This is a genomic window from Microbacterium sp. PI-1 (assembly GCF_004337555.1).
In the GTDB taxonomy this organism is placed as follows: Bacteria; Actinomycetota; Actinomycetes; order Actinomycetales; family Microbacteriaceae; genus Microbacterium; species Microbacterium aurugineum.
Genome location: NZ_SJYZ01000016.1, coordinates 61,084 through 84,230 on the forward strand (window position 1 = coordinate 61,084; position 23,147 = coordinate 84,230).

The 23,147-nt window shown below is 65.2% G+C and carries 20 protein-coding genes; 15 read left to right on the top strand and 5 right to left on the bottom strand.

Going from position 1 to position 23,147, the window contains the following annotated elements; translation table 11 throughout:
• The first annotated feature begins 28 nt into the window (after positions 1–28).
• The 4 genes from E0W80_RS13690 to E0W80_RS13705 are packed head-to-tail and all read left to right on the top strand — an operon-like array spanning position 29 to position 2,964.
• Entirely contained in the window at positions 29–457 is a 429-nt protein-coding gene (locus tag E0W80_RS13690) for a cupin domain-containing protein (protein WP_131493251.1), read from the top strand.
• A gap of 58 nt (positions 458–515) precedes the next feature.
• Positions 516–1,367 (top strand): ABC transporter substrate-binding protein, encoded by an 852-nt coding sequence (locus E0W80_RS13695; protein WP_131493253.1) that lies wholly within the window; start codon positions 516–518, stop codon positions 1,365–1,367.
• Entirely contained in the window at positions 1,364–2,230 is an 867-nt protein-coding gene (locus E0W80_RS13700; protein ID WP_047522889.1) for an amino acid ABC transporter permease, read from the top strand. Before E0W80_RS13695 ends, E0W80_RS13700 begins: the two co-directional genes overlap by 4 nt.
• Complete coding sequence (locus tag E0W80_RS13705; protein ID WP_131493254.1) at positions 2,227–2,964, top strand: amino acid ABC transporter ATP-binding protein; 738 nt, start codon at positions 2,227–2,229, stop codon at positions 2,962–2,964. Before E0W80_RS13700 ends, E0W80_RS13705 begins: the two co-directional genes overlap by 4 nt.
• Before the next feature lie 20 nt (positions 2,965–2,984).
• Here the strand turns inward: E0W80_RS13705 and pnuC are convergent, their stop codons facing one another.
• The 3 genes from pnuC to E0W80_RS13720 form a co-directional block, all read right to left on the bottom strand.
• The gene (gene pnuC / locus E0W80_RS13710) at positions 2,985–3,701 is read right to left on the bottom strand and encodes a nicotinamide riboside transporter PnuC (RefSeq protein ID WP_131493256.1); all 717 of its coding nucleotides are present in this window, start codon (positions 3,699–3,701) and stop codon (positions 2,985–2,987) included.
• A 2-nt stretch (positions 3,702–3,703) separates the two neighbouring features.
• Positions 3,704–4,231, bottom strand: coding sequence for a GNAT family N-acetyltransferase (locus E0W80_RS13715; RefSeq protein ID WP_131493258.1), 528 nt, complete (start codon positions 4,229–4,231; stop codon positions 3,704–3,706).
• A 124-nt stretch (positions 4,232–4,355) separates the two neighbouring features.
• Complete coding sequence (locus E0W80_RS13720; protein WP_131493260.1) at positions 4,356–5,564, bottom strand: hypothetical protein; 1,209 nt, start codon at positions 5,562–5,564, stop codon at positions 4,356–4,358.
• A 716-nt stretch (positions 5,565–6,280) separates the two neighbouring features.
• Between E0W80_RS13720 and sbnA the strand changes: the two genes are divergently transcribed.
• The 9 genes from sbnA to E0W80_RS19510 are packed head-to-tail and all read left to right on the top strand — an operon-like array spanning position 6,281 to position 18,510.
• Positions 6,281–7,267 (top strand): 2,3-diaminopropionate biosynthesis protein SbnA, encoded by a 987-nt coding sequence (gene sbnA / locus E0W80_RS13725; RefSeq protein ID WP_227992044.1) that lies wholly within the window; start codon positions 6,281–6,283, stop codon positions 7,265–7,267.
• The gene (gene sbnB, locus E0W80_RS13730; RefSeq protein ID WP_131493264.1) at positions 7,260–8,252 is read left to right on the top strand and encodes a 2,3-diaminopropionate biosynthesis protein SbnB; all 993 of its coding nucleotides are present in this window, start codon (positions 7,260–7,262) and stop codon (positions 8,250–8,252) included. Before sbnA ends, sbnB begins: the two co-directional genes overlap by 8 nt.
• Positions 8,249–11,587 (top strand): amino acid adenylation domain-containing protein, encoded by a 3,339-nt coding sequence (locus E0W80_RS13735; RefSeq protein WP_205802354.1) that lies wholly within the window; start codon positions 8,249–8,251, stop codon positions 11,585–11,587. The genes sbnB and E0W80_RS13735 overlap by 4 nt, the downstream gene beginning before the upstream one ends.
• A complete protein-coding gene (locus E0W80_RS13740) occupies positions 11,584–13,344 on the top strand; it encodes a non-ribosomal peptide synthetase (RefSeq protein ID WP_131493266.1) in 1,761 nt (586 codons plus the stop codon). The genes E0W80_RS13735 and E0W80_RS13740 overlap by 4 nt, the downstream gene beginning before the upstream one ends.
• Entirely contained in the window at positions 13,341–14,051 is a 711-nt protein-coding gene (locus E0W80_RS13745; RefSeq protein ID WP_131493268.1) for a thioesterase domain-containing protein, read from the top strand. Before E0W80_RS13740 ends, E0W80_RS13745 begins: the two co-directional genes overlap by 4 nt.
• On the top strand, positions 14,038–15,348 hold the full coding sequence (locus E0W80_RS13750) for an ATP-grasp domain-containing protein (RefSeq protein WP_165875470.1): 1,311 nt from the start codon (positions 14,038–14,040) through the stop codon (positions 15,346–15,348). The genes E0W80_RS13745 and E0W80_RS13750 overlap by 14 nt, the downstream gene beginning before the upstream one ends.
• A 14-nt stretch (positions 15,349–15,362) precedes the next feature.
• The gene (locus E0W80_RS13755) at positions 15,363–16,589 is read left to right on the top strand and encodes an ATP-grasp domain-containing protein (RefSeq protein WP_205802355.1); all 1,227 of its coding nucleotides are present in this window, start codon (positions 15,363–15,365) and stop codon (positions 16,587–16,589) included.
• Positions 16,586–17,839 (top strand): MFS transporter, encoded by a 1,254-nt coding sequence (locus E0W80_RS13760; RefSeq protein ID WP_205802356.1) that lies wholly within the window; start codon positions 16,586–16,588, stop codon positions 17,837–17,839. The genes E0W80_RS13755 and E0W80_RS13760 overlap by 4 nt, the downstream gene beginning before the upstream one ends.
• An 11-nt stretch (positions 17,840–17,850) precedes the next feature.
• Positions 17,851–18,510 carry a 4'-phosphopantetheinyl transferase superfamily protein gene (locus E0W80_RS19510; RefSeq protein WP_276320543.1) on the top strand — a complete coding sequence of 220 codons (660 nt, stop codon included), beginning with the start codon at positions 17,851–17,853 and terminating at the stop codon, positions 18,508–18,510.
• 152 nt (positions 18,511–18,662) lie between these two features.
• On the opposite strand, the gene E0W80_RS13770 is transcribed toward E0W80_RS19510, so the two are convergent.
• Complete coding sequence (locus tag E0W80_RS13770) at positions 18,663–19,580, bottom strand: DUF808 domain-containing protein (RefSeq protein ID WP_131493276.1); 918 nt, start codon at positions 19,578–19,580, stop codon at positions 18,663–18,665.
• A gap of 78 nt (positions 19,581–19,658) precedes the next feature.
• Positions 19,659–20,384 carry a FadR/GntR family transcriptional regulator gene (locus tag E0W80_RS13775; RefSeq protein WP_240740538.1) on the bottom strand — a complete coding sequence of 242 codons (726 nt, stop codon included), beginning with the start codon at positions 20,382–20,384 and terminating at the stop codon, positions 19,659–19,661.
• Between the two features lie 130 nt (positions 20,385–20,514).
• Here E0W80_RS13775 and E0W80_RS13780 point away from each other — a divergent pair, with 130 nt between their 5' ends.
• Positions 20,515–22,113 (top strand): ABC transporter substrate-binding protein, encoded by a 1,599-nt coding sequence (locus E0W80_RS13780; RefSeq protein ID WP_131493278.1) that lies wholly within the window; start codon positions 20,515–20,517, stop codon positions 22,111–22,113.
• Between the two features lie 77 nt (positions 22,114–22,190).
• Complete coding sequence (locus tag E0W80_RS13785; RefSeq protein WP_131493280.1) at positions 22,191–23,147, top strand: ABC transporter permease; 957 nt, start codon at positions 22,191–22,193, stop codon at positions 23,145–23,147.

Genomic DNA, 23,147 nt, shown 5'->3' on the forward strand with positions numbered 1-23,147 from the left:
TACCCGCATCCGAACCCGGAGGTGTCGCGTGACACAGCGCCCCACGACCGCCGAGCGCCTCGACCTCGCGCCGCATCCCGAGGGCGGATGGTTCCGCCGCACGTGGACGAGTCCGCTTCCGGTCGAGACCGCGAACGGCCCGCGACCCGCGGCGACGTGCATCCACTACCTGCTGCGGCCCTCCGAGCGCAGTGAATGGCACGTCGTGACCAGCGACGAGCTGTGGCTGTGGCACGGTCCCGGCCGACTCGAGCTCCGTCTCGGCGGAGATGCGGCAGAGCCGGGCGAAGCCACCGCGATCGTGCTCGGTCCCGACGACGCGGCCCAGGTACTGGTGCCCGCCGGCGTCTGGCAGGCAGCGCGTCCCCTGGATGCCGAGGAAGTCCTCGTCTCGTGTTTCGTGTCCCCAGGTTTCGATTTCGCGGATTGGCGACTCGCCGCATCGCCTACTCTGTAAGGGCAGACCCGTCCTGCCTCGCAGCTTCCTCCTCACCCTTCCTCGCACTGGAGTCATCGTGCCCTTCGCTCCCTCCCTCCGCCGCGCCGCAGCCGCCGCTGCTGCCACCGTCCTCGCCGTCACCCTCGCCGCCTGTGCCTCTCCGTCCGCCGACACCGGCGACGACGGTGACGACTCCGGTCTGCAGACCGTGACGGCGGGCAAGCTCACGATCGCCACCGGGGAGCCGAACTACGAGCCGTGGTTCGTCGACGACGACCCCTCCAACGGTGAGGGCTTCGAGGGCGCGGTGGCCAACGCCGTGGCCGAGCAGCTCGGCTTCGCGGCCGACGACATCGTCTGGGTCCGCACGACCTTCGACGGCGCCATCGCTCCGGGGCCGAAGGACTGGGACATCAACCTCCAGCAGTTCTCCATCACAGACGACCGCAAGAAGGCCGTGGACTTCTCCTCGCCGTACTACACGACCACGCAGGCGGTCGTCGCGGTCGGCGGTTCGCCCGCGGCCTCCGCGACGACCATCGACGAGCTCAAGGCCACGACGGTCGGCGTCGCGAGCGGCACCACCAGCTACACGGTGGCCAAGGAGCAGCTCGGCGAGGCGAACCTCAGCGTCTTCAACTCGGTCGACGACGTCGTGCTCGCGCTCAAGGGCGGCCAGATCGACGCGATGATCACCGACCTCCCCGGCGCCTTCTACGTCGTGGGCGCTCAGCTTGACGACGGTGTCGTCACCGGCCAGTTCGCCGACGCGAACGGCGGCGACGACTTCGGCATCGTGCTGCCCAAGGGATCCGCACTCACGGCGGATGTCACCGAGGCGGTCGACGCCCTGCGCGAGAACGGCACGCTCGACGAGCTGCAGCAGAAGTGGCTCAGCGACGCCGTCGACGTCCCCGTCCTGAAATGACCTCGACCTCCGTCGACGCGGAGTGGCAGCCGAGCGAACTCGAGCTGTCACGCCGCGTTCTGCGGCGACGGGCGACCACGCGTTCCGTCCTGATCGCGCTCCTCAGCAGCATCGTCCTCGTGACGGTGCTGCTCCTCGTCGTGGTCAACACCCCCGGCTGGGCGGTCGTCAGTCAGACGTTCTTCGACCCGCAGGTCGCACTGGAGAGCATCGGGCCGATCTTCCAGGGCCTGCTCGTCAACCTCCTGGTGCTCGCGATCGCGGTGGTCTGCGTCGCGATCTTCGGCACCCTCCTGGCGACGATGCGCTCGTTGCGCGGACCGGTGTTCTTCCCGCTGCGCGCGCTCGCCGCCGCGTACACCGACTTCTTCCGCGGCATCCCGCTGCTGATCGTGCTGTACCTGGTCGGCTTCGGCATCCCGGCACTGATGATCTTCCCGCGCATGCCCGCGATGTTCTGGGGCACGATCGCCCTGGTCCTCACCTACTCGGCGTATGTCGCGGAGGTGCTCCGCGCAGGGATGGAGGCGGTGCACCCCTCGCAGCGCATCGCCGCACGATCGCTCGGGCTGACGCACGGGCAGACCCTCCGCATCGTCGTGATCCCGCAGGGCGTCCGCAAGGTGGTCCCGGCGCTGATGAACGACTTCGTGTCGATGCAGAAGGACGTGGGTCTGATCTCGGTCCTCGGTGCCGTCGACGCCGTCCGCGCCGCCCAGCTGATGGTCGCCGAGACCTACAACTACACGCCCTACCTCGTCGCAGGGCTCATGTTCATCATCCTCAGTTGGCCCATGATCCGCCTGACCGACATCGTGACCGCTCGGATGAACAAGCGCGAGCAGGCCGGAGGAGTCGTATGAGTGTCCCGGTGATCGAGGCCAGGGGCGTGCGCAAGCGCTTCGGCGATCATGACGTGCTGCGCGGCATCGACCTGTCGGTGGGCACCCACGAGGTGGTCGTGCTGATCGGCGCGTCCGGCTCCGGCAAGTCCACCCTGCTCAAGACGATGAACCTCATCGAGAACATCGACGACGGGCAGATCTTCCTCGTCGGCGAGGACATCTCCGATCCGCGCGTGGACGCCGACGGGGTGCGGGCGCGGATCGGTGTCGTCTTCCAGCATTTCAACCTCTTCCCGCACCTGACCGTGCTCGACAACGTCACGCTCGCCGCCGTCCGGGTGCACGGCATGCGCAAGGCGGAAGCCCGTGCCAAGGCGCGCGCGCTCCTGGAGACGCTCGGACTCGGTGCCAAGGCCGACGAATACCCCGACCGGCTCTCCGGCGGCCAGCAGCAGCGGGTGGCGATCGTGCGCGCGGTGCTCACGCAGCCCGAGGTGCTGTTGCTCGACGAGATCACGAGTGCGCTCGACCCGCAGCTGGTGGGCGAGGTGCTCGACCTGGTGCGGGAGCTGAAGCGTCAGGGCGCGACGATCGTGATGGCGACGCACGAGATGTCGTTCGCCCGCGAGGTCGCCGACCGCATCGTGTTCCTCGAGCACGGCGTCGTCGTCGAGCAGGGGCCGCCGTCGCAGGTGTTCGACGCCCCGCAGGAGGCCGCGACTGCGGAGTTCCTCGCTCGCGTGCGGCACTGACCGCGGTCCGATCCTCCGCGTCAGGCGAGCTCTTCCTCTTCCTCCGGCCGCCGCGGGCTCGGGTCGGGCGGCAGGATCTCGATCGGGTGGGCGGCGCGGCGCTGCGCTCGCCACCAGATCACGAACCCGATGGCGGTGAAGACTCCGTAGAAGACGTACATGAAGCCGGTCGCGTAGTAGCCGGAGCTGAACAGCAGCGGCACCCCGACCACGTCGACGGCGATCCAGATCAGCCAGAACTCGGTCCACCCCTTCGCCATGCCGTAGGTGGCGAGCAGGGAACCGACGAAGGTCCAGGCATCGGCCCAGACCGGCTCCCACGATCCGAGCAGCCGGAACAGCGGGGTCAGGGCGACGGTGCCGATGATCATCACCAGGACCATGCCGATGCGCGCGCTCGTCGGCGCCCAGCGCGGCACCACCCGGCCGCCGTCGAGATTCCGCCAGCGGATCCAGCCGTAGACGGCCACGGCGATGAACATGATCTGCCGTCCGGCCTGACCCAGCAGGTGCGGCAACGAAGGGTCGGGGCTCAGGGCGGAGCCCAGGAAGACCGTGAGCAGGAGCAGGTTGCCGATGATGCCGACCGGCCAGGCCCACACCTTGCGGCGCATGCCGCCGAGGGCGCTCGCGAGGCCGAAGGCGTTGCCCACGACCTCACGCACGAGGAGCGTCTGCCCGCCCGGCAACACCCACTGGGAGTTGAACGCCTCGACGAACCACTGCAGCAGGTTCATCGTCAGGATCCTGCGTCGGGATCGGGGCGGTCGTCGAGGACGAGTTGGAGCATGCTCAGATCGAGCCAGCGCCCGAACTTGGCGCCGACCTGCGGCATCCGCCCGACCTCGACGAAGCCCAGTCGTTCGTGCAGGGCGATGGATGCGGTGTTCCCGCTCTCGATGCCTGCGATCATCACGTGCATCCCCGCAGCGGTGGCGCGTACGATGAGCGCGGCCATCAGGGTGGTGCCGATGCCGCGGCCGTGCTGACCACCGAGAACGTAGACCGAGTGCTCGACGGTGAGCCGATAGCCGCTGTGCGGTCGCCACTGCGCGTAGGACGCATAGCCCAGCACGCCGGAATCGTCGACGGCGACCAGGACCGGGTAGCCGTGCGCGGTGCGGTCGGCGAGCCAGGCGGCGCGGTCTTCGAGGTCCACCGCCTCTTCGTTCCAGATCGCGGTGGTGTGCACCACGGCGTGGTTGTGGATCGCGGTGATGGTCTCGAGATCGGCGGTCTCGGCATCCCTGATTCGCACGGCTGTCATCGGCGGGCGGTCTCTCTTCTTCTGCGCTTCGGGTGCGCATGCTGCGTCGGCGCTTCGGGGCGCATCGCCGACGCTAGCAGGATGCGAGGACCACGGATGCGTCGCAACCGAACAGTTACGCCCGTCAGCGCGACGGTGTCGTGTCGATCGCATCGCGCACGAGGATCGCTCGGCGCATGTCGACCATGATCGGGTCGAAGAACCGCTCGCGGTAGCGGGTCTCGCTGACGGCGGAGAAGACGAACGGGAGGGCCGCGATCACCGCGAGGATCGTCGCCACCTTGAGGAGGTTGACGGTGAGCGGCAGCGTCGCCCCGAAGAACTCGAGAGGCTGCACCGTCATCGGCTGTGTGGCGCTGCCGGGCCCGAGCCAGAGGCCGACGAGCCCCGCGGGGACGGTGATCGCGCCGATGATGATCAGCAGCGCCGCGAGCAGCCCGGCGAAGAACAGCGCCTGCACCAACTGAGCGACGGTCAGGGCGAGCAGGATGTTGATGCGTTGCGGTGCGCGCAGCCTTCGCGGTGCGCCGGGCGCGACGCGGCGTCCTTCGGCGGGCGTGCCGATGAGCAGGGCGGTGCGCTGCTCATCCGACGGCGCCTGCGCGTCGTCCTCGATCTCGGAGGCGGCGACCCGCAGCACGACGATACCCGCGAGCACCGCGACGACGAGGGTGAGCAGCGCGATCGATCCCCAGGACATCGCGGAGGCCATCTGCCACACCTCGACGGAGAAGAAGGAGAACACGACGAGCATGAGGATCACCGGCAGCGCGATCGAGGCCATGTGACCGATCGCCGATGCGTTGCGCACCGCGAGGCGGGAGGCCCAGGAGATCAAGGCACCACCGCCCATGCCGGTCACCAGGATGCAGAGGCCGAGCACCAGGAGCGTGCGGAGGACGGGTCCGACCGAGGCGTCCGGCTGTGCGCTGTAGCCCCACGCGATCGTGAAGGCGAGGCATCCGGCTATCACGAGGAGGGCGACCGCGGTGCCGATGCCGACCGGAAGCCGACGCAGCAGGGCACGGACGAGGAAGTAGGCGGCCCAGGCGAGACCCGCCGCCAGCACGAAGATGACCAGCGCCAGGAGCAGCATGAACGCGGCCACCTCGGGGTACTCGTCATCGATGGCGAACTCGATCACGAGCTCGATCCCGTCCTGGAAGAGGTACGCAGCCACGGCGACCCAGGCGATCAGCGGCGCCACGCGTCGGGGCAGGTCCGTGAACCAGCGGCGCAGCGGCACGAACGTCGGGAGCCCCTGCTCGCGGAACCAACGGTCGGCACCGCGCGACGCGTCGCCGGGCTTCAGCGTGTGCGGGGAGGCGGACATGGCGTCGAGGATACGGCAACGGCGATGCGGGAGTAGTCACTCGGTCGCGGGGCCACACAGAGGGCCTCGCTAGGAGTACTCACTTTTGCCGCGCTGATACTCAACTCCCCTCACGCCTCAGGGATGCACGGACGCTTATCGGTATCGTCGCGCAGAACTGCTCGCCAACCTGGAGGATGACGATGTCCAAGAAGTCAGTGCGGGACGGACCACGGTGGAGAACTCCCACGACGCTGAAGAGGGATCAACTACCTCGTGGGTTGGCGACGCAGGCGGTCAGGGCCGTGTTGCAGGATCCGGCCGTGGTGGAGGCGCCGGCCTCGGGAGGAACGCCAGAAGTTCGTTGCGGAGAATCGTGACCAGCCGGAACGCATCCGTGAGGAAGCCGTGAAACGGAAGGCGAAACTGCTCACGATCGTCACGGAGAATGCGCCGGCCGCACCGTGATGTTCCAGTCCGCCGAAGAGGATGGCGCGGCAACAGAGAACGAGCCGACGACATCGGTCGGTGTCCACAGGTCTCGGCCGTGGCGCTGATCGCGTCGGTTCTGGTGGCTGGATTCTGGTTCGCGACGCGGTTTCAGTCGCCGGCGCAGCATGAGGCGAACGTAGATGGATAACGGCGATATGCGATGGGAAGATGAATTTCGCCATGGCCCAAGAGATTGAATAGATCACTTCTAGGGGGAGTTCGTGAAAGTAAGTTCTATCGAAGGAATGCGGGAGAACTCTCTCTTCATGCGCATGCATAAGGCGTTCCCGGATCACGAGTTGTACGTGAAACTGGAGGGCTTGAACACGGCTGGCTCGATCAAATTGACGACCGCGGTGGCATTGATCGACGATCTGGAGAAGGATGGTCGGTTGCAGCCTGGTGGTGGCGTCGTCGAGTCTTCGTCGGGCAGCCTCGGTGTCGCCCTCGCGGCCGTGTGCGCGCGGCGCGGATACAGCCTCACGATCGTCACGGATCCAAACGCGAACGATGCGACCGTCGCGCACATGAAAGCCTTGGGCGCTCGAGTCGAGGTCGTGAACGAAAGAGACCAGTCCGGCGGCTATCTGGGAACTCGACTCGCGAGAATTCAACAACTTCAGAGTTTGAAGAACGGCCCCGTGTGGACCAACCAGTATTCAAACTCGGCGAATTCGACGGCGCACAGCACGCTGACGTATCCGGCGATCGTGGCAGAACTCGGCGATCCAGATGTCATCTTCGTCGGCGCGGGAACGACCGGAACTCTGATGGGTGTGATTCACGGCGTCGCAGCCCGTGGTGTGCGTACGGAGGTGTATGCAATTGACAGTGCGGGTTCCGTCACCTTCGGTGGGCCGCCTTCGACAAGGCACATTCCTGGTCTGGGGGCGAGCGTAAGGCCCCCGCTATTCGACCGCTCTCTTGTTCCGCACCAGTATTACGTGAGTGAAGAGGACGCAGTACGTGAATGTCGGCGAGTGGCCGCTTCTGAAGGATACCTTCCAGGGGGGTCGACCGGAACAATATTGGCAGGGTTCCGCGCGCTTTCTTCAACAATTCCAACGGGGAGCCGAATCGTCGTCGTGGCACCGGACCTCGGAGAACGTTATCTGAATACCGTGTACAACGACATTTGGGTGAACCAGAAATTCGGACCTGCGGCGCTGGACGTCGATGTTTCGCCGATGGCGAGTTCAGCAATCTATGACTACGAGAAAATCAATGTTTGACACCAAGGATCTGACAGTCATCGGCGCCGATCGTGTCGATGAATTCCTCCGTGGACGTGAGACGGAGATCATCGACATCGTCGAAGACACCTACCTGACGCACAACCGCGGCGAGACAGTGAACCCCGACAGCTATTTCCTGAGGTTCCCCGAGCAGCCGCAGGACCGCATCATCGCCCTGCCCGCGCACATCGCGAAAGAGGGCTCGCGATCGATCGGCATCAAGTGGATATCGAGCTTCCCTGCCAACGTGGAGCGCGGACTCCAGCGCGCGTCAGCGGTGATCATCCTGAACGATCCGGACTCCGGATTCGCAACCGCACTGATCGAGGGGAGTCGCATCAGCGCCGCGAGGACGGCTGCTTCGGCCGCCCTTGCCGTGAGATCCCTGCACGGAGCGCCGTCCAGCATCGGCGTCGTCGGCTCCGGGCCGATCGCTCGTGCGATCCTCAGATTCATCGGCGCTCTCTATCCGACCGCTGTGCCGGTGCGCGTCCACGACCTGAATCCGGACTCCGTCGCGCGGATGATCGCGGAATCCGGAGGTGATCACGCAGCAGGAACCCTGGACGAGGTCATGGCGGCCGACGTGCTCGTGTTCGCCACGAGCGCCGGAACGCCCTATGTCTCGAACACGAAGCGCTTCGAGCCGGGTCAGCTTGTGCTGAACGTGTCGCTTCGCGATCTCGCCCCCGAGACGCTTCGCGACACCAACAACATCTTCGACGATGTGGAGCACTGCCTGAAGGCGAACACTACGCCGCACCTGCTCGAACAGCTCGACGCGACTCGCGATTTCGTCACAGGGACTCTCGCGCAGGTCATCGAGGGCGATGTCGAACTGGACCCGACGCGGGCGACCGTCTTCTCGCCCTTCGGGCTCGGTGTACTCGATCTGGCCATATCGCACGCGCTTTTCGAGCAGGCGAAGATCGACTGCTCAGGCGTTCGGGTCACGGACTTCCACGGCGAGATGGGGCGATGACCACCATGAACTTGACAGAGAGTCTGCAGTGGAACGGTCTTCAGCTGATCACTCACGGGGCTGCGTTGGTCAGTCCGGCGAGGGACTGGGATCTGGGCCTCACCCTCTACGCCTATCTCGAAGACTGGGCTGAAAGGCAACCGGAGCGCATAGCGGCCGTCGACGTCGAAGGCGAGCAGATCAGTTATCGCGAGATGCTCCTGAGAGTCCGACGTCGCGCGGCCCACCTCCGCGAGGTCGCCGCTGCTCAGCGCTTCGTTCTCTCGCGCCGGGGCAGAAGCGTCGAGTGCCTCATCGACATCGTGGCTTGCAACGCCATCGGTGCCATCTACGTTCCCGTGGACCCGGCCTGGCCTGCGTACCGGCTCGAGCACGTCACGCGGACGACGGATCCCGCGATCATCCTTGCCGACGACGCTGAGGCTGACGTTACATACGATCCCGCCACTCATGGCGAGCTCATTCGCCGGGTCTCGGATCCTGCGAATGCGCCCGCCTACTGTCTCTTCACGTCGGGGAGCACGGGGCAGCCGAAGGGCGCGCTCGTAGCCCAGATGGGCATGCTGAATCACCTGCACAGCAAGGTCGAGTTGCTTGATCTCGACCGGGATTCCGTGGTCGCAGAGACGGCTCCGACGACGTTCGATGTGTCCGTGTGGCAGTTCGCTGTGGCGTTGCTGGTCGGCGGAGCTGTTCGGGTCGTCCACGATGATGAAGCTCAGGACCCGTTCGGACTGTCGGATCTTCTCACCCGAGAGCGCATCACGCATGTCGAGGTCGTCCCTACTGTGCTCCGTGAACTCATCCACGCGATACCGACGGCTGCGAAGCTGTCGGCGCTTGCCTGCATGATGGTGACAGGGGAAGAGCTCCCCCTCCGACTCGCGCAGGACTGGGGCGCGAGATTCGAGCACATCCCACTCGTGAATGCCTATGGTCCGACCGAGTGCTCCGATGATGTCACTCATGCGGAGATCAGTGAGAAGACACTCGCACCGGGCACGGTTCCGATCGGCGCGCCCATCGCGAACACTGCGCTCTACGTGCTGCGGCACTCGGAGGATTCCTGGCATTCCGTCTCGCCGGGCGAGCAAGGCGAACTCTTCGTCGCCGGCCCGTGCGTCGGACTCGGCTACGTCGGTGAGGACGAGAAGACCGCCGGAGCTTTCGCGACCGTCGACGGTTACCCCTTCCGCATCTATCGCACAGGCGACCTCGTTCGGGTCCGCGCGGACGGTCTGCTCGTGTACGAGGGCCGTAGCGATCGTCAGGTCAAGATCAACGGGGTTCGCATCGAACCCGGAGAGATCGAGAACAGGATCCTCCGAGAGACCGCCGGGCTGAGCGCGGTCTCGGTGGTGAAGTACATACCTGCGGTTCGCGAACGAAGCGCCATCGTGATCCGCGAGACGAACGAGTCTTTCCTGCGTCCAGGGGACGCGCGTCTCGTGGCCTTCTTCTCGGTGGCCGACGGCAGTCCCGTCACGTCGGAGGCACTGGAGATGCGGGCGAGGGATGTGCTGCCCGCTCCGATGCGACCATCGCGGTGGCTTCAGGTCGACGAACTCCCGCTCACGGCGAACGGGAAGGTCGACATCAATCGGCTCGAATCGCTCGCTGTTGAGCTCGGTGGTGGTGACGAGGTGCTCGGACGCACGGCGCTCATCGATCGTCATCGACCTGACGGGGAGCCGGCGAGAACGTCGTTCCTCTCGCTGGTCGAGAGCGTTCTCGGGCACGGGGTCGACTCGACGTCCAGCTTCGTCGAGGCCGGTGGTGACTCGCTTCGCGCGATCCAGCTGTCCAGTCGTCTCCGGGCACAGGGGAAGAGCGCGCGCGTCGCAGATCTCCTCTCGGGCCGCCCGTTGGAGGAGCTCGAACGGGATGTCGCCTCGAAGCGTGACGACCCCGTCGCAGACTCCACGATCGAATCGCGGGTGATGAGCGGAAGCACGGACGATCGGCTCCCGGCCACCTGCCCGATGAAGCTGGCTCAGATGGGCATCTACTTCCAATGGCTGCTTGAGCCGGAAAGTGCGTACTACAACTATCAGGTACTTCTCGAGAGCCGAGGAGGTCTCGACGCTCCGAAGACTCGTCAGGCGCTCTTCTCCGCCCTTCACGCCAACCCTCAGTTGTTCGCGCGGTTCGAAGTCGCAGAGTCCGGTGAGTTCATCCAGGTCTTCCCCTCCGCGGGCGACATCCCGCAGACGGCCGATGTCGAGTACGTCTCGTCGCGCGCGGATGCGCGTGCGAGGTCCAAGGATCTCGCCGCTCAGCCGTTCGACCTCGAAAACGAACCGTCATTGCGCGTGCATGAGCTGCGAGTGGAGACCGGTGAGACCTGGTTCGTCGTGACGATGAACGAGATCCTCATCGACGGCTGGGGCACGATGAAACTCGCCGAGTTCATCTCGGAACTGTATGACGCAGACGGCGCTGACACGGCGGCCGAGTTGGCGCGCGCCAACCTCTCTGCCGTGGCCCGGTACTTCAACCGCCCCGTGGTCGATGTGGAGATGTCCGAGGAGTCTCGTGCCTTTTGGTCGAAGAGCCTGAGCGGCATCTCTCTGCAGCCGCTCCTCAGCGACATCGACGATGCGTCTCACGACGCCTACTCCTCGTCGATCGTGGAGGCATCGCTCGGTCATGACACCACCGTGGCCATCAGAACGAACGCGAGCGCACTCTCCACCACCCCGTTCGCCGTCTTCGTTCTTGCGTACTCTCTCGCGTTGGCGACAGTCACCGAAAGTGACGACTTCGTGGTCGGGGCGCCCGTGTCCCGCCGAGAGCTGCACACCCTCGTGGATGTCCCGACGCTAACGCTGAACATGGTCGCGATGCGAATCCTCATCGATCGTGGTCGCCCGTGCGACGAGCTGGCGCGAGATCTGTCCTCTTCGGTGACGCGCGCCGTCTCGTTCAGCGACAGTCCGTTCAGCTCGGTCGTGTCGGAGTATGCCGAACGCACCAACGGGGACCCTCTCTTCAGCACGATGGTGAACATGCTGACCTACCCCACGTCCGAGTCGTGGAAGGGCACTGAGAGCATTCGGTTCATCGAGCTCGACACGGGCTTCACGAAGTATGACGGTTCGCTCTACGTCCAGCAACACGGCGAGGACTACACGATTCAGCTGGCCTTCAAGCAGGCGAATGTCTCGCAACAGAGGGCGCGACAGATCCTTGCGCTGACCGCCTGGTATCTACGATCGGATCTGCGTTCGTCCTCGGTCCGCGTGGATGAACTCATTCGGCGGGCCATGCACGATCTCGACCTCTCCGGCATACGCGCTGTGGAGTCGGTCGACACCCGAGAGAAGGTGGGATGATGGCCCCGCTGATGGAGATGCCGACTGCTCCGCTGCGGACCGGCACGGTCCGGTCGGATGCTGTTTGCGTGGAAGCGGCCGACGGGGCATCGCAGACCTATGGCGAGTTCTTCGGCAATGTCGAGAAGTGGCGCCGATGGATCGAGCGGACGGTGACGAGGGATCAGGTGCTCGCTGCTCAGCTCGACCTCTCACCGATCTCGATGGCCCTGATGGTCGCATCGCTGACGGTTCATTCCCGCACCGCCTGGATACCTCCCGGGGAGGCCGCGTCCCGAGAGCAGCGAATGATCGAACAGCTCGGCGATTCGGTGTACCTCTTGGACGACGCGTCAGCCGCACGCATTCTGGACGAAGCGGAGTCTCCGCGACTCACCGAGATTCGTCTCGATGCTTTCGGCCCTGAGCGGTGGGCCACAACGACGAAGTTCATCTACTTCACGTCCGGCTCGGAGGGACGCCCGAAGGCGGTTCAGGTCGGAATCGGCGCGATCGCGAACCGGCTGCAGTGGATGTGGACGGAGTTCCCCTTCGCACCCACGGACCGCGTGGTCGTGCAGAAGCCCCTCTCCTTCGTCGCGTCGTACTGGGAGATTCTGGGTTCCGTTCTGGGTGGTGTCGTCGCGGTCCTGATCTCGAGCGCGGAACGAGGGCGGCCGGATCTCTTCTTCGACGTCGTATCGTCCGCGGACGCTACACACCTCTTCGCGACCCCCGTGGCCCTGCGCGGCCTGGTGGAAGCCGCAGAAGAGCACGGATCTGCTCTTCCTGCGCTGAAGCTGGTGTGCAGTAGCGCGGATCGGTTCCCGACGAGCCTCGGCCGCGACCTCGCGGTGACCGCTCCGAATGCACGGATCCTCAACCTCTATGGGGCGACCGAGACGACGGCGAACACCAGCGCCTATGAACTCTCATCGACGGACCTCTCCGCGGCATCGGTTTCACTCGGATCTCCGATCCCTCACACCCGAATAGTCATCCGCGATTCGTCCGGTGTCGAGTGCGACGAAGGCGTGGAGGGATCCGTCGCAGTGCAGGGGCTGCCGCTTGCGGACGGGTACCTCATCCGGGGGGTTCTGTCCGACGGTGACGCGTTCTCAGGAACGGGAGAGTTACGGGAATTCCGATCAGGTGACCTCGGATATATGCAGGATGGCAAGCTCTTCCTCACTGGTCGTGCCGACAACGCGGTCAACGTCTCAGGGTTCAAAGTGCATCTGGAGGAGATCGAAGCAGCGGCCATGCAACTCAGTGGCCGGACGGGCCAGTGTGCTGCGGTGTACATCGAAGACTCCGGAGCGAGCGTTCTCGCGCTCGTGGTGCCCGAGGACTGGCGGGGTCGAGTATCGCGCACAGCGCTCGCGCGTTCGCTGCCGCCGCACATGGTGCCACGACTGCTCGTTCCCGTCGAGACGCTTCCCACTGTCCGCACGGGAAAGGTGGATCGTGCGGAGTGCGCCGCGCTGGTGAAAGAGGCGATGCGGGACAGTCGGAACTCGGGGTACTCCGAGGGCGGCTCGGTCGAGCGGGACACCCTAGCTCGTCTGTGGACGAGTTCGCTCGGCCAGGATTCGACTGCCGTGGGAGATGACTATTTTCACGACGGTGGTGACTCTCTGCGCGCAGTAGGTCTTCTGGCTGCGGTGCGGCGACAGTTCGGAGTGCGGGTGCCCCTGCGCGGGTTCTACGCCGATCCGTCGATGACGTTCGTGCTCAGCGTTATTCGGGACTCGGATCCGAAAGGACTCAGTCGATGAAGAACTCCTCATGGCAGCAGGTGAGTCACGCCGATGATTCGCGCGCAACAGTCCTCTTGTTCCCGCCGACCGGGGCGGGAGCCCCTGCGTTTCGATCGGCGCGGGCGCTTCAGGGCGTGTACGACTCATGGGCGTACTGTCCGCCAGGGCGCGGTACGCGCTTCGGTGAACCGGGTTTCACAGAGATGGAGAAGTTCGTAGAGGAGACCATCGCCACGATCGATCTCGACGACTCGACTCTGATTGTCGCGGGAGTGAGCTTCGGTGCGGCTCTGGGCTTCACGGTGTGCGCTGCTCTGGAGGGGCGCGACGTGCGGGTCGATCGACTCGTCGCCATCTGCGGTGTCGCTCCGGGCAACTACGTCCGTGCCCATACGGGGTGGGATCTTGATTCTGCCCGCGCACGCATGATCGACTACGGGCTCACCCCGCGTGAGGTTCTCGAGATGGAGGACGCGGACGAGATCTTCGTGCAGCCGACCCTGGACGATCTTCTGCTCGCCGACTCGTACGGCGGCTCCGGTGGCGTGTCTCTGCACGCCGACCTGACGTGCGTGACAGCGTCCGATGATCACCTCGTTCCAGAATCCGAAGCGGCGTCCTGGGAGAAGGCGACGCGATCTACGTTCACGCACCTGCACCTGCCCGGTGGCCACTACGCACACGCGGACTTCGGGACGAAGGAGTGGATCGATGTTCTCTCGTGAGTCGGCGGACAAGAGCCCTCAGTGGGCGGTTCTGGTGGGAGTGATCACTTCGGGCTCGACGGCGTCGAGAAGCTGGTTCGAATCGTTCGCACGAGCATGTCGTGACAAGGGAATGCTGATCTGCGGTGTGGAGTTCGAGGGCGCACTTCGCGCTGGTCGCCCTCCCATCGTTCTCGATCACGTCGTCACCATTCCCGGGCCGTATGCGCGAGAAGTTTCGTCGGAGTCTCTGGGGCACGTCGCTCGAGCTCTCCGACGGGCGCGTGTTGATGACATCGGGCTGGTCACGGCCATTCGGGAGAACTATCAGCTTCTCTCCGCGCAGATCGGTGCCGAGCTCGGTGCTCGGAGCAACAGCGTCGATGTGGTGAAGACGATCCAGGACAAGCCGGCGTGCAGGGAGGCTCTTCGCAGCGCCGGCATTCTCCAGCCTCAGAGCTATCGAGTTGTCGCCCGAGCGAATGGCGGCAACGTCCTCGTCTCGGAGGACGGCGACGACGTGTCGGCGCAGGAGATCCACTCAACCAGCGGCTGGATCCTCAAGCCGGCGACGGGGATGGGCAGCGCTGGAGTTCGGTATCTCAGCTCCACGGCCGAAGTCATCGACGCGCTCGCCGCGTCGGAGGCGGAGGGATACTGCGCGGAGGAGTTCGTGACGGGCGAGGAGTTCTCGGTCGAAGGCATCACCGTGGACGGAGTCGTGCGAGTCTACGGCGTGACGACAAAGGCGAAGAACACAGGATTCGTCGAGATCGGTCACCGGTTCCCGGCTCACCACCCTCAGCTGCCCGGAGATGAGGAGATCTCTCGTCAGCTGCAGCGGTGCGTCGACGTCCTCGCCATCGAATGGGGGCATCTCCATGTCGAGTTCTGGGTGCGTGATGATGGGTGCCTCGTGTGGGGAGAGTTCCATGTGCGCCAAGCGGGCGGTCTCATCGCTCCCGACATGATCGAGGCAGCACGACCCGGCCTGAGTATCTACGATGAGCTCATCGACTCGTTGAGTGGGCGTTCTCTGCCGGCGCTTCCCCAGAAGAAGGCATATGCGGCCGTGGATTTCATCGAGTCCAAGCCTGGTCGCGTGATGATGGCCGGAGTGAATTCATCGTTGCCCCCTGCATCGTCGGTTCACTGGGAGTACGGCGTGGGTGAGTACGCCCCACCCGTCAACGGGCTCCGAGCGAACATCGCCGTGATCTTCGCGGGTGCAGACACCGTGGAGCATGCCGAACAGATTCTGCGATCCGCACGTCAGGCGTGCAGTTTCGCTGTCGATTCCGTGGAGGACATAGCATGACTCGCAGAACGGCGATGGTCGGCATAAACCGCAATGCGACACAGCAGATGCACGCTTCGGGAGCGAGCCCGAGTCATTACTGCGAAGAGCGTGAAATCTGGAACGCGAAGAGTCTGGGGAAGTGGCTTTCCGATATCGGTGTGGTCGAGGCGCGCCCCCTGTGGTACGAGTACCAGCACGAGCCGCTCGAGGTTCCGCCTTCGCTGGTGCGCGATCTTCAACGAGACGGCGTGGTGGGGATCCTCCCCGGGCTCGAATATGCGGTGGAAGGGGCCGCGCAACTCGCTCTTGCGATGGACCTTCCCGGCGCGGGTGTCCAGGCGGCTCGCACGTTAAGGAACAAAGCGCTTCTGCGGGAGACCACGTCATCATACGACTGGGGCTCTGTGGCCTTCAGGCTGGTGTCATCGCCCGAAGAGCTCTCCGACTTCCTCGCCCGTCAGGCGGACAGTGCGATCGTCAAACCGGTCGATCGACAGGGGAGTCTCGGTGTGGCACGAGTGGATCGGCACTCGGATGGGCCGGCGCTCTGGAACGACATTCTCAGTGCATTCGAGAAGGATCAGACAATCACGGGATGGTCAGGACAATCCCGGGCGCTAGTCGAAGAACTCCTCGTCGGCGATGAGTGCAGTGTCGAAGCGCTGGTGAGTGACGGTCGCGTGCAGTGGGTCAACCTCACTGCGAAGCATGTGCTTGACAGTCGTCATCGAGTGGAGATCGGTCACGAGATCGTCGCGGTCGAGGACTGGTGCCTCCCTGTCATGCAGGAACTCGTATCGTCCATCGGCTTCGAGTTCGGGTTGCTGCACGCTGAGTTCATGAGAACCGCTCAGGGACCGCGCTTGATCGAGTGCGCGGGGCGGCCCCCCGGCGATCAGATCCTCAACCTGATCGAGCACGCTTGGGGTTTCTCTCCAACTGCGGCGTGGAGTGCGATCATGTGCGGCGGTTCCTTCGCATTCCCGGATCGAGCGTGGGGAAGGGCTTCCGTCGCATTCATCTATGCGGATGTCGACGGGAAAATCGTCTCGGACGTCGACGCAACGATGCTCTCACCAGAGTACGTCTCGTCGTACACCGGTGCTCGAGGAGACATCGTGCGCCGACCCCGGTCCTCGTGGGACCGCCTCGGATTCGTGGTGAGTGCCGAGGCACTGGGAGCCCGTGGCCTGTACGACGACGCGCGCGAGCGAGCAGATCAGCTTCGACCAAGAGTCGAGAGCGGGATGCGCGATTGAACGATTCCGCGGAGCCCGCCAAGCAGGAGGCCCATCAGGCGCAGGGCGTTCGCGCGCGCCTAATGAGCCTCATCTCGGCCGACCAGATTCTGAGCCAGGGAGCCTACTTCGCTCTGGTCCCCATCCTGCCGCTCCTGCTCACGATGAGGCTAGGCGACGACAATGGTCTTTGGGCGGCGTGGGCCATAGCCGCGCTGACTCTGATGACGCGTGGCGGTTCGCTCTTCGTCTCGCCGGTTCTGCACCGGCTGTCGGTCCGTGCGAGTCTGCGATCTGCGCTCGGCCTGATCGCGATCGCCTACGGTGTCATCGCGATCAGCGAGAGCCCGCTCGTGCTCGTCATGGCGCTGGGCTTGGCGGGACTGGGATTCAGCACCAACGGGACATCGGTTCGCAGCTTCGTGGTGCTGTCCACCGCCGATCGTGCACGACAGAATAGATGGTTCTCTGTCATCCAGGTCGTGGCCAACAGTTGCGCCGCGCTCGGGCCGATCCTCGGGAGCTTTGTCTTCGATGGCGGTCTGTACGTACAGTTCCTCATCGGTCTCAGCGGGGTCTTCATGCTGGCTGCGGTTTTCGTGCCCTTCACAGTGCCGCGGGATGTGCTCCTCAGCCACGGGTCCAACCGGCCACCGCTCACATGGGGAATTGTACGCGAGCTCCTAAGAACGCCGGAGGCGCGTCGAATCACCCTTATCGCCACCTGCGGCAGCGTGCTCATGGGACAGTTCTTCTCGAGCTTCGCGCTGGTCTTTTCTGCTGTCTCAGACGATCCTCTGACGCGGGCACTCTTTTACTCGCTGAACGGTGTGCTGGTAGTCGCTATTCAGTTGCCCGTCTCGTTCGTCGTTGAAAAGATGATGAGGAGACGAGTCTCCCTCCTGGCGATCCTGCTCGGAGGCGTGGTGATTCTGGGTGGAGCCATGATCTTCTTCATTTTCGAGAAGGGTGAGTTCGCGGTCCTCCTGATTGGCATCGGCGTCGTGATCTTCTCGGTGGGAGAGACTGTCTTCACACCCGTGCTGAACGTCGTCTTCTCGAACGCCTCCGCCGGGCGTCCCGTTGTCGAATCGATGAACATGAGGCAGCTGACTTCGGCTGTCGGAGAGAGCCTCGGGTCGTGGGCAGGGCTTTCCGTCTTTCTGTTCGTGTCACAGGCGGGTCTCGCTCCTGCCTACTGGCTTCTTCTCACGTCTCTGGCAGGCGTTGCCATCGCAGCGTTCGTGGTGCGGCCCGTGAGCAGGCTCTGATGTCCGGCGAGATGGCTCCCGAGCCGAATCTGCTCGACCGTCTGACGCCCGATGAGGTCATATGCGTCGAGAGTTTCGGGCCCGGGGTGTCTGGCGGGCTCCGTTCCGACGAAACGTCGTTCATCGAAGGAAGTGTCGAGTCCCGGCGACGCGAGTTCGCTGCGGTCCGGTCGTGCGCTCGGGAAGCGCTGGGAGCCCTGGGGGCGCCCGTCGGCTCGATTTTGCCCGGACCCGGAGGCGCGCCTGTGTGGCCGGATGGCGTGGTGGGATCCATGACTCATTGCGCCGGCTTCCGTGCTGCTGCGGTGGCGCCCAGCCGCAGGGTGTACGCGCTGGGGATCGATGCGGAGGTGAATGAACGCCTCCCGGATGGCGTCGCCTCGGAGATCGCTGATCCTTCCGAGTGGGCGCGCCTCGATCGGCTTCCGGACCGGGGAGTGGCGTGGGATCGACTCCTGTTCAGCGCGAAGGAGTCGACGTTCAAGTGCTGGTATCCCGCGACTCATCGGTGGGTGGGCTTCTCTGACATCGTGGTCGACCTCGATGTCTCGGGATCTTTCAAAGCCCGACTCTCGCCGGGTCTGGCGCGTGGCGCAGGCTTTCCCCGCAGCGTCGTTCGTGGCAGGTGGGGACTCCTCGGGACAGTCGTGGCGACCGCCGTCGTCCTATGACGGCGTGCGTCCAGGTCAGATGTGCGCCCGCAGTGAGTGCGTGTAACAAGCCGAGGCTCTTGGCTGCTTCTCACTTGACCAAGTAGAGAGCGGGTGGTCGTCTGAATCATCCCTGGCTTGATGCCGCCACCGTGAGCGCTGCTCCGCTCCGCTCAGACGTGCAGGTCGGCGGGGGACGCCTCGCCCTCGTGGAAGTTGGGAGTCTTGCCGAAGAGCCGGGCGATGCCCAGGACGATTCCGACGATCACCAGCCCGAGCGCGAGGCCGGCGATCGCCGACACGATCGTCTCGACCACCCAGACCACGAAACCGCCGAACGGCTCCAGCGCATGCTCGATCCCGTGCAGCACGTCGACCGGGAAGTGCCAGCCCACCTCGCCGAGGTTCACCAGCACGAGGTGACCGCCGACCCAGAGCATCGCGACCGTGCCCAGCACGCTGATGAAGCGGAACACCGCAGGCATGGAGCGGACGATCCTGGTGCCGGTGTGACGCACGCGCTGCACCGGGTTCTTCGCCATCTTCAGGCCGATGTCGTCGATCTTCACGAGCAGTGCGACCGCGCCGTAGACGACGCCCGTCATCAGGAGGGCGATCACGGCGAGGATCGCCAGCGTCGCCCAGATGTCGAGCCCCTTCTCGAGGCTCGCGAGCGAGATGAGCATGATCTCGGTCGAGAGGATCAGGTCGGTGCGCACGGCGCCGAGCACCAGCTTCTTCTCGTCGCGGGCGCCCTCATCGGCGTGACCGTGCTGCACCCCGAACCATTCGAGCACCTTCTCGGCACCCTCGAAGCACAGGTACGCCCCGCCGAGGATCAACAGATACGGCAGCACCCACGGCGCGAACGCGGTCAGCAGGAGCGCGGCCGGGATGATGATCAGGAACTTGTTCGCCAGCGACCCGAGAGCGATCTTGCCGACGACGGGCAACTCCCTGGCCGGTGTGAGACCTTGCACGTACTGCGGGGTGACCGCGGCGTCGTCGATCACGACGCCGGCTGCCTTGGCCGACGCCTTCATCGCGGCGCTCAGGATGTCGTCGACGACGGCGAGCAGTCCAACGGACATGGGCGGTTCCCCTCGAGAGGTTGCGGTGCGGAGGCAACTCTATCGATACGGAGGACGTGTTCCGTGCGGTGTCGCGGCTCAGCCCTGGGCGTCGGCCTCCGCGCTCGCCAGCACGCGCTGCAGCGGCTGGTAGTGCTCGATGACCGCGCGTCGGTAGCGCTCGACATCGCCCGAGCGTGCGGCCTCGAGCATTTCGCCGTGCGCTTTCGCTGTCTTGTGGATGTCGTCAGGCTGAGGGATGCCCAGCTGTGGAAGCACGGCGGTGTGCACATCCCAGAAGGCACCGACGAGCTGTCCGACCAGGCGGTTGTCGATCGCGCCGAAGAGCCGAGTATGGAACGCCCGGTCCTCGTCGAGGAAGTGCTCCCCACGCCCGGCCTTGTCGACCATGTCGGCGACGAGTGCATCCAGTTCGGGATCGGGGTCGTGCTGGGCGGCGGCCACCACGCGTTCGGCCATCGACAGATCCAGCGCCAGGCGCACCTCCACGACCTCGCGCAGTGCCTGCAGGGATCCCTCCGGCGACAGCACCCCGCGGAACACGAGGGCTTCGACCATCGGATCCAGCGACATCGCGCCGACGTAGGTGCCGTGCCCGTGACGCACGTCGACGATGTCGAGCGTGGAGAGCGTGCGGATCGCCTCACGCACGGAGGATCGCGAGACGTCGAGCTCGTCACAGAGCTCCGCCTCGGTCGGCAGCGGGTCGCCCGGCGTGAGTCCGCGGGTCAGGATGAGCTGCTTGATCTGATCCGCCGTGGTCGAGCGCCGCATGCGTGACGCCCTACTCGTGGTGGACTTCATGGGGCTCCTTCTCGTGCCTGGCAGAAACGCTCCGATCATCTCACCCTTGTGATCTGATCGAACCTGTGTTTAGAGTACATCAGACATCAGATGTCCTCAAGATGTCCACCCCCACCACCCTGGAGCACACATGAACCGATACATCACCCGCCGCCGCGCGGGTCGATTCGCGATGGCGGTCGCCGGCACGGTCGCCGCGTCCGTCGCCCTCGCCGGCTGCGGCGCAGGCACCACCAGCACCCCCGACGGGAGCGCTGCGGCAAGTGAGATCGACCCCGACGGCATCATCGAAGCGGGTATCTCGTACACGCTGAACGGCAGCTTCGACCCGATGGTCGCGTCCGGTGCCGTCACGGTCTCGGCGAACTGGCACATCTTCGAGGGACTGATCGACCTCGACCCCGTCACCCAGAAGGCGGCGCCGGCCCTCGCGGCCGACTTCCCGACGAAGGTCGACGACACGACCTACGAGATCGACCTGCGTGAAGGAGCGACCTTCCAGAACGGCGACCCGGTCACGGCAGACGACGTCGTCTTCAGCTACGACCGTGTGCTCGACCCGGACAACAACTCGCTCTTCCTGTCGTTCGTGGACTTCATCGACACGGTCACCGCGGTCGACGACGACACGGTGCGGATCACCACGGACTACCCGTTCTCGCTGATCGACGATCGTCTCGGCGTCGTGAAGATCGTTCCGAAGTCGGTCGTCGAAGCCGACCCCGAGGGTTTCGCTGCCAACCCGGTCGGCTCCGGCCCGTACTCGTTGGTCTCGGCGGTCCCCGAGGACAAGCTCGTCTTCGAGCGCTACGAGGACTACAACGGCCCGCGCCCCGCGCTCGCTGCCGGCATGAACTGGAACCTGCTCGCCGACGCCTCCGCCCGTGTGACCGCGATGTCCACGGGAACCGTGCAGGCGATCGAGGACGTGCCGTACATCGACGTCGACACCCTGGCTTCGGCAGCCGACGTCGAGAGTGTGCAGTCGTTCGGCCTGCTCTTCATGATGTTCAACACCAAGGCGGCGCCGTTCGACGACGTCCGCGTGCGTCAGGCCCTGCACTACGCCCTCGACATGGACAAGATCATCGGAACCGGCATGCTCGGCAACGCCACCCCGGCGACGTCGTTCCTGCCGGAGACGTACCCGAACTACCACGAGGCCTCCACGGTCTACACGTACGACCCCGAGAAGGCGAAAGAGCTGCTCGCGGATGCCGGCGTCTCCGACCTGTCGATCACACTGCTCACGACCGACACCGGATGGGTCAAGGAGGTCGCTCCGCTGATCAAGGAGTCCCTCGACGCGATCGGCATCGACACCACGCTCGACATCGGGCAGTCCGCCTCGATGTACGAGAAGGTCGACTCCGGTGACTACACGGTCGCCGTCGCGCCGGGCGACCCCTCGGTCTTCGGTGTCGACCCCGACCTGCTGATGAACTGGTGGTACGGCGAGAACGTCTGGACCCAGACCCGTACGAACTGGGCCGACTCCCCGGAGTACGCCGAGTTGCGCACGCTCCTCGACACCGCCGTTCAGCAGGAGGGCGAGGAGCAGCAGAAGACCTGGGACCAGGCCTTCGATCTGATCTCCGACGAGGCCGTGCTCTACCCGCTGTTCCACCGCAAGCTGCCGACCGCGTGGAGCGGCCAGGAGCTCGTCGGATTCCAGCCCGTCCCCACGACCGGACTGTCGTTCCTCGACGTCGGCGTGGCGGCGAAGTAGCACCCGACCGACCCCGGCGGGGGTGCACTCACCCGAGGAGCGCACCCCCGCCCCACCCCACCCGGAAGGAGCGGCACGTGTCCCACACGCTCCGCCTCATCGGCCGGCGACTGCTGCAGCTGCCGCTGATGATCCTCGGCATCACGTTCCTCGTGTTCTTCGTGATGTCGTTCTCTCCTGTCGACCCCGCGCGCACCGCGCTCGGTGAGACGGCGTCACCCGAGGCCCTCGAGGCCTACCGTGAGGATCACGGCCTCAACCTTCCCCTGTTCGCCCGCTATGTGAACTTCCTCTTCGGGCTGGTGCAGGGCGACCTCGGCACCTACTCCGCGCGCAGCCTCCCCGTGATCGACGAGGTCGCCCGTGCCTTCCCGGTCACCCTGGCGCTCACCTTCCTCGGTCTCATCATCGCCGTGATCGTGGCGTTCGCGATCGGCGTCCTGGCTGCGGTGTACCGCGACCGCTGGCCCGATCAGGTGATCCGCGTCTTCGGCGTCGCCGCGCTCTCCACGCCGTCGTTCTGGCTCGCCATCCTGCTCATCCAGGTCTTCACCCTCGGCTTGAACCTGCTTCCCGCCTCCGGGCCCCTCCCCGACTTCTGGGCCGACCCCGCCGGATGGTTCGCCCGCATGGCGCTGCCTGCCGTCGCGCTCGCCGTGCCGGTGATCGGGCAGCTGTCCCGCGTCGTGCGCACCTCGATGGTCGAAGAGCTCGACCGCGACTACGTCCGGACCGCTCTCGGTGCCGGCATCCCGCGGGTGATCGTCGTCGGACGCAATGTGCTGCGCAACGCCCTGATCACTCCGGTGACGGTGCTCGGGCTCCGCATCGGCTACCTGCTCGGCGGTGCGGTCGTGATCGAGATCATCTTCGCGATCCCCGGGATGGGAACACTCATCCTCAACGGCGTGACCAACAACGAACCCAACCTCGTGCAGGGCGTGACGCTCGCCGTGGCGCTGGCCTTCGTCGTGATCAACATCATCGTCGACCTCCTGTACGTGCTCATCAATCCTCGAATCCGGGCGGTGTGA

Coding starts and splice junctions, on each gene's coding strand:
- E0W80_RS13700 (WP_047522889.1), top strand. CDS start 1,364: ATGACCTCGACCTCCGTCGACGCGGAGTGGCAGCCGAGCGAACTCGAG.
- E0W80_RS13705 (WP_131493254.1), top strand. CDS start 2,227: ATGAGTGTCCCGGTGATCGAGGCCAGGGGCGTGCGCAAGCGCTTCGGC.
- pnuC (WP_131493256.1), bottom strand. CDS start 3,701: ATGAACCTGCTGCAGTGGTTCGTCGAGGCGTTCAACTCCCAGTGGGTG.
- E0W80_RS13715 (WP_131493258.1), bottom strand. CDS start 4,231: ATGACAGCCGTGCGAATCAGGGATGCCGAGACCGCCGATCTCGAGACC.
- E0W80_RS13720 (WP_131493260.1), bottom strand. CDS start 5,564: ATGTCCGCCTCCCCGCACACGCTGAAGCCCGGCGACGCGTCGCGCGGT.
- sbnA (WP_227992044.1), top strand. CDS start 6,281: ATGCGGGAGAACTCTCTCTTCATGCGCATGCATAAGGCGTTCCCGGAT.
- sbnB (WP_131493264.1), top strand. CDS start 7,260: ATGTTTGACACCAAGGATCTGACAGTCATCGGCGCCGATCGTGTCGAT.
- E0W80_RS13735 (WP_205802354.1), top strand. CDS start 8,249: ATGACCACCATGAACTTGACAGAGAGTCTGCAGTGGAACGGTCTTCAG.
- E0W80_RS13740 (WP_131493266.1), top strand. CDS start 11,584: ATGATGGCCCCGCTGATGGAGATGCCGACTGCTCCGCTGCGGACCGGC.
- E0W80_RS13745 (WP_131493268.1), top strand. CDS start 13,341: ATGAAGAACTCCTCATGGCAGCAGGTGAGTCACGCCGATGATTCGCGC.
- E0W80_RS13750 (WP_165875470.1), top strand. CDS start 14,038: ATGTTCTCTCGTGAGTCGGCGGACAAGAGCCCTCAGTGGGCGGTTCTG.
- E0W80_RS13755 (WP_205802355.1), top strand. CDS start 15,363: ATGGTCGGCATAAACCGCAATGCGACACAGCAGATGCACGCTTCGGGA.
- E0W80_RS19510 (WP_276320543.1), top strand. CDS start 17,851: ATGGCTCCCGAGCCGAATCTGCTCGACCGTCTGACGCCCGATGAGGTC.
- E0W80_RS13770 (WP_131493276.1), bottom strand. CDS start 19,580: ATGTCCGTTGGACTGCTCGCCGTCGTCGACGACATCCTGAGCGCCGCG.
- E0W80_RS13775 (WP_240740538.1), bottom strand. CDS start 20,384: ATGAAGTCCACCACGAGTAGGGCGTCACGCATGCGGCGCTCGACCACG.
- E0W80_RS13780 (WP_131493278.1), top strand. CDS start 20,515: ATGAACCGATACATCACCCGCCGCCGCGCGGGTCGATTCGCGATGGCG.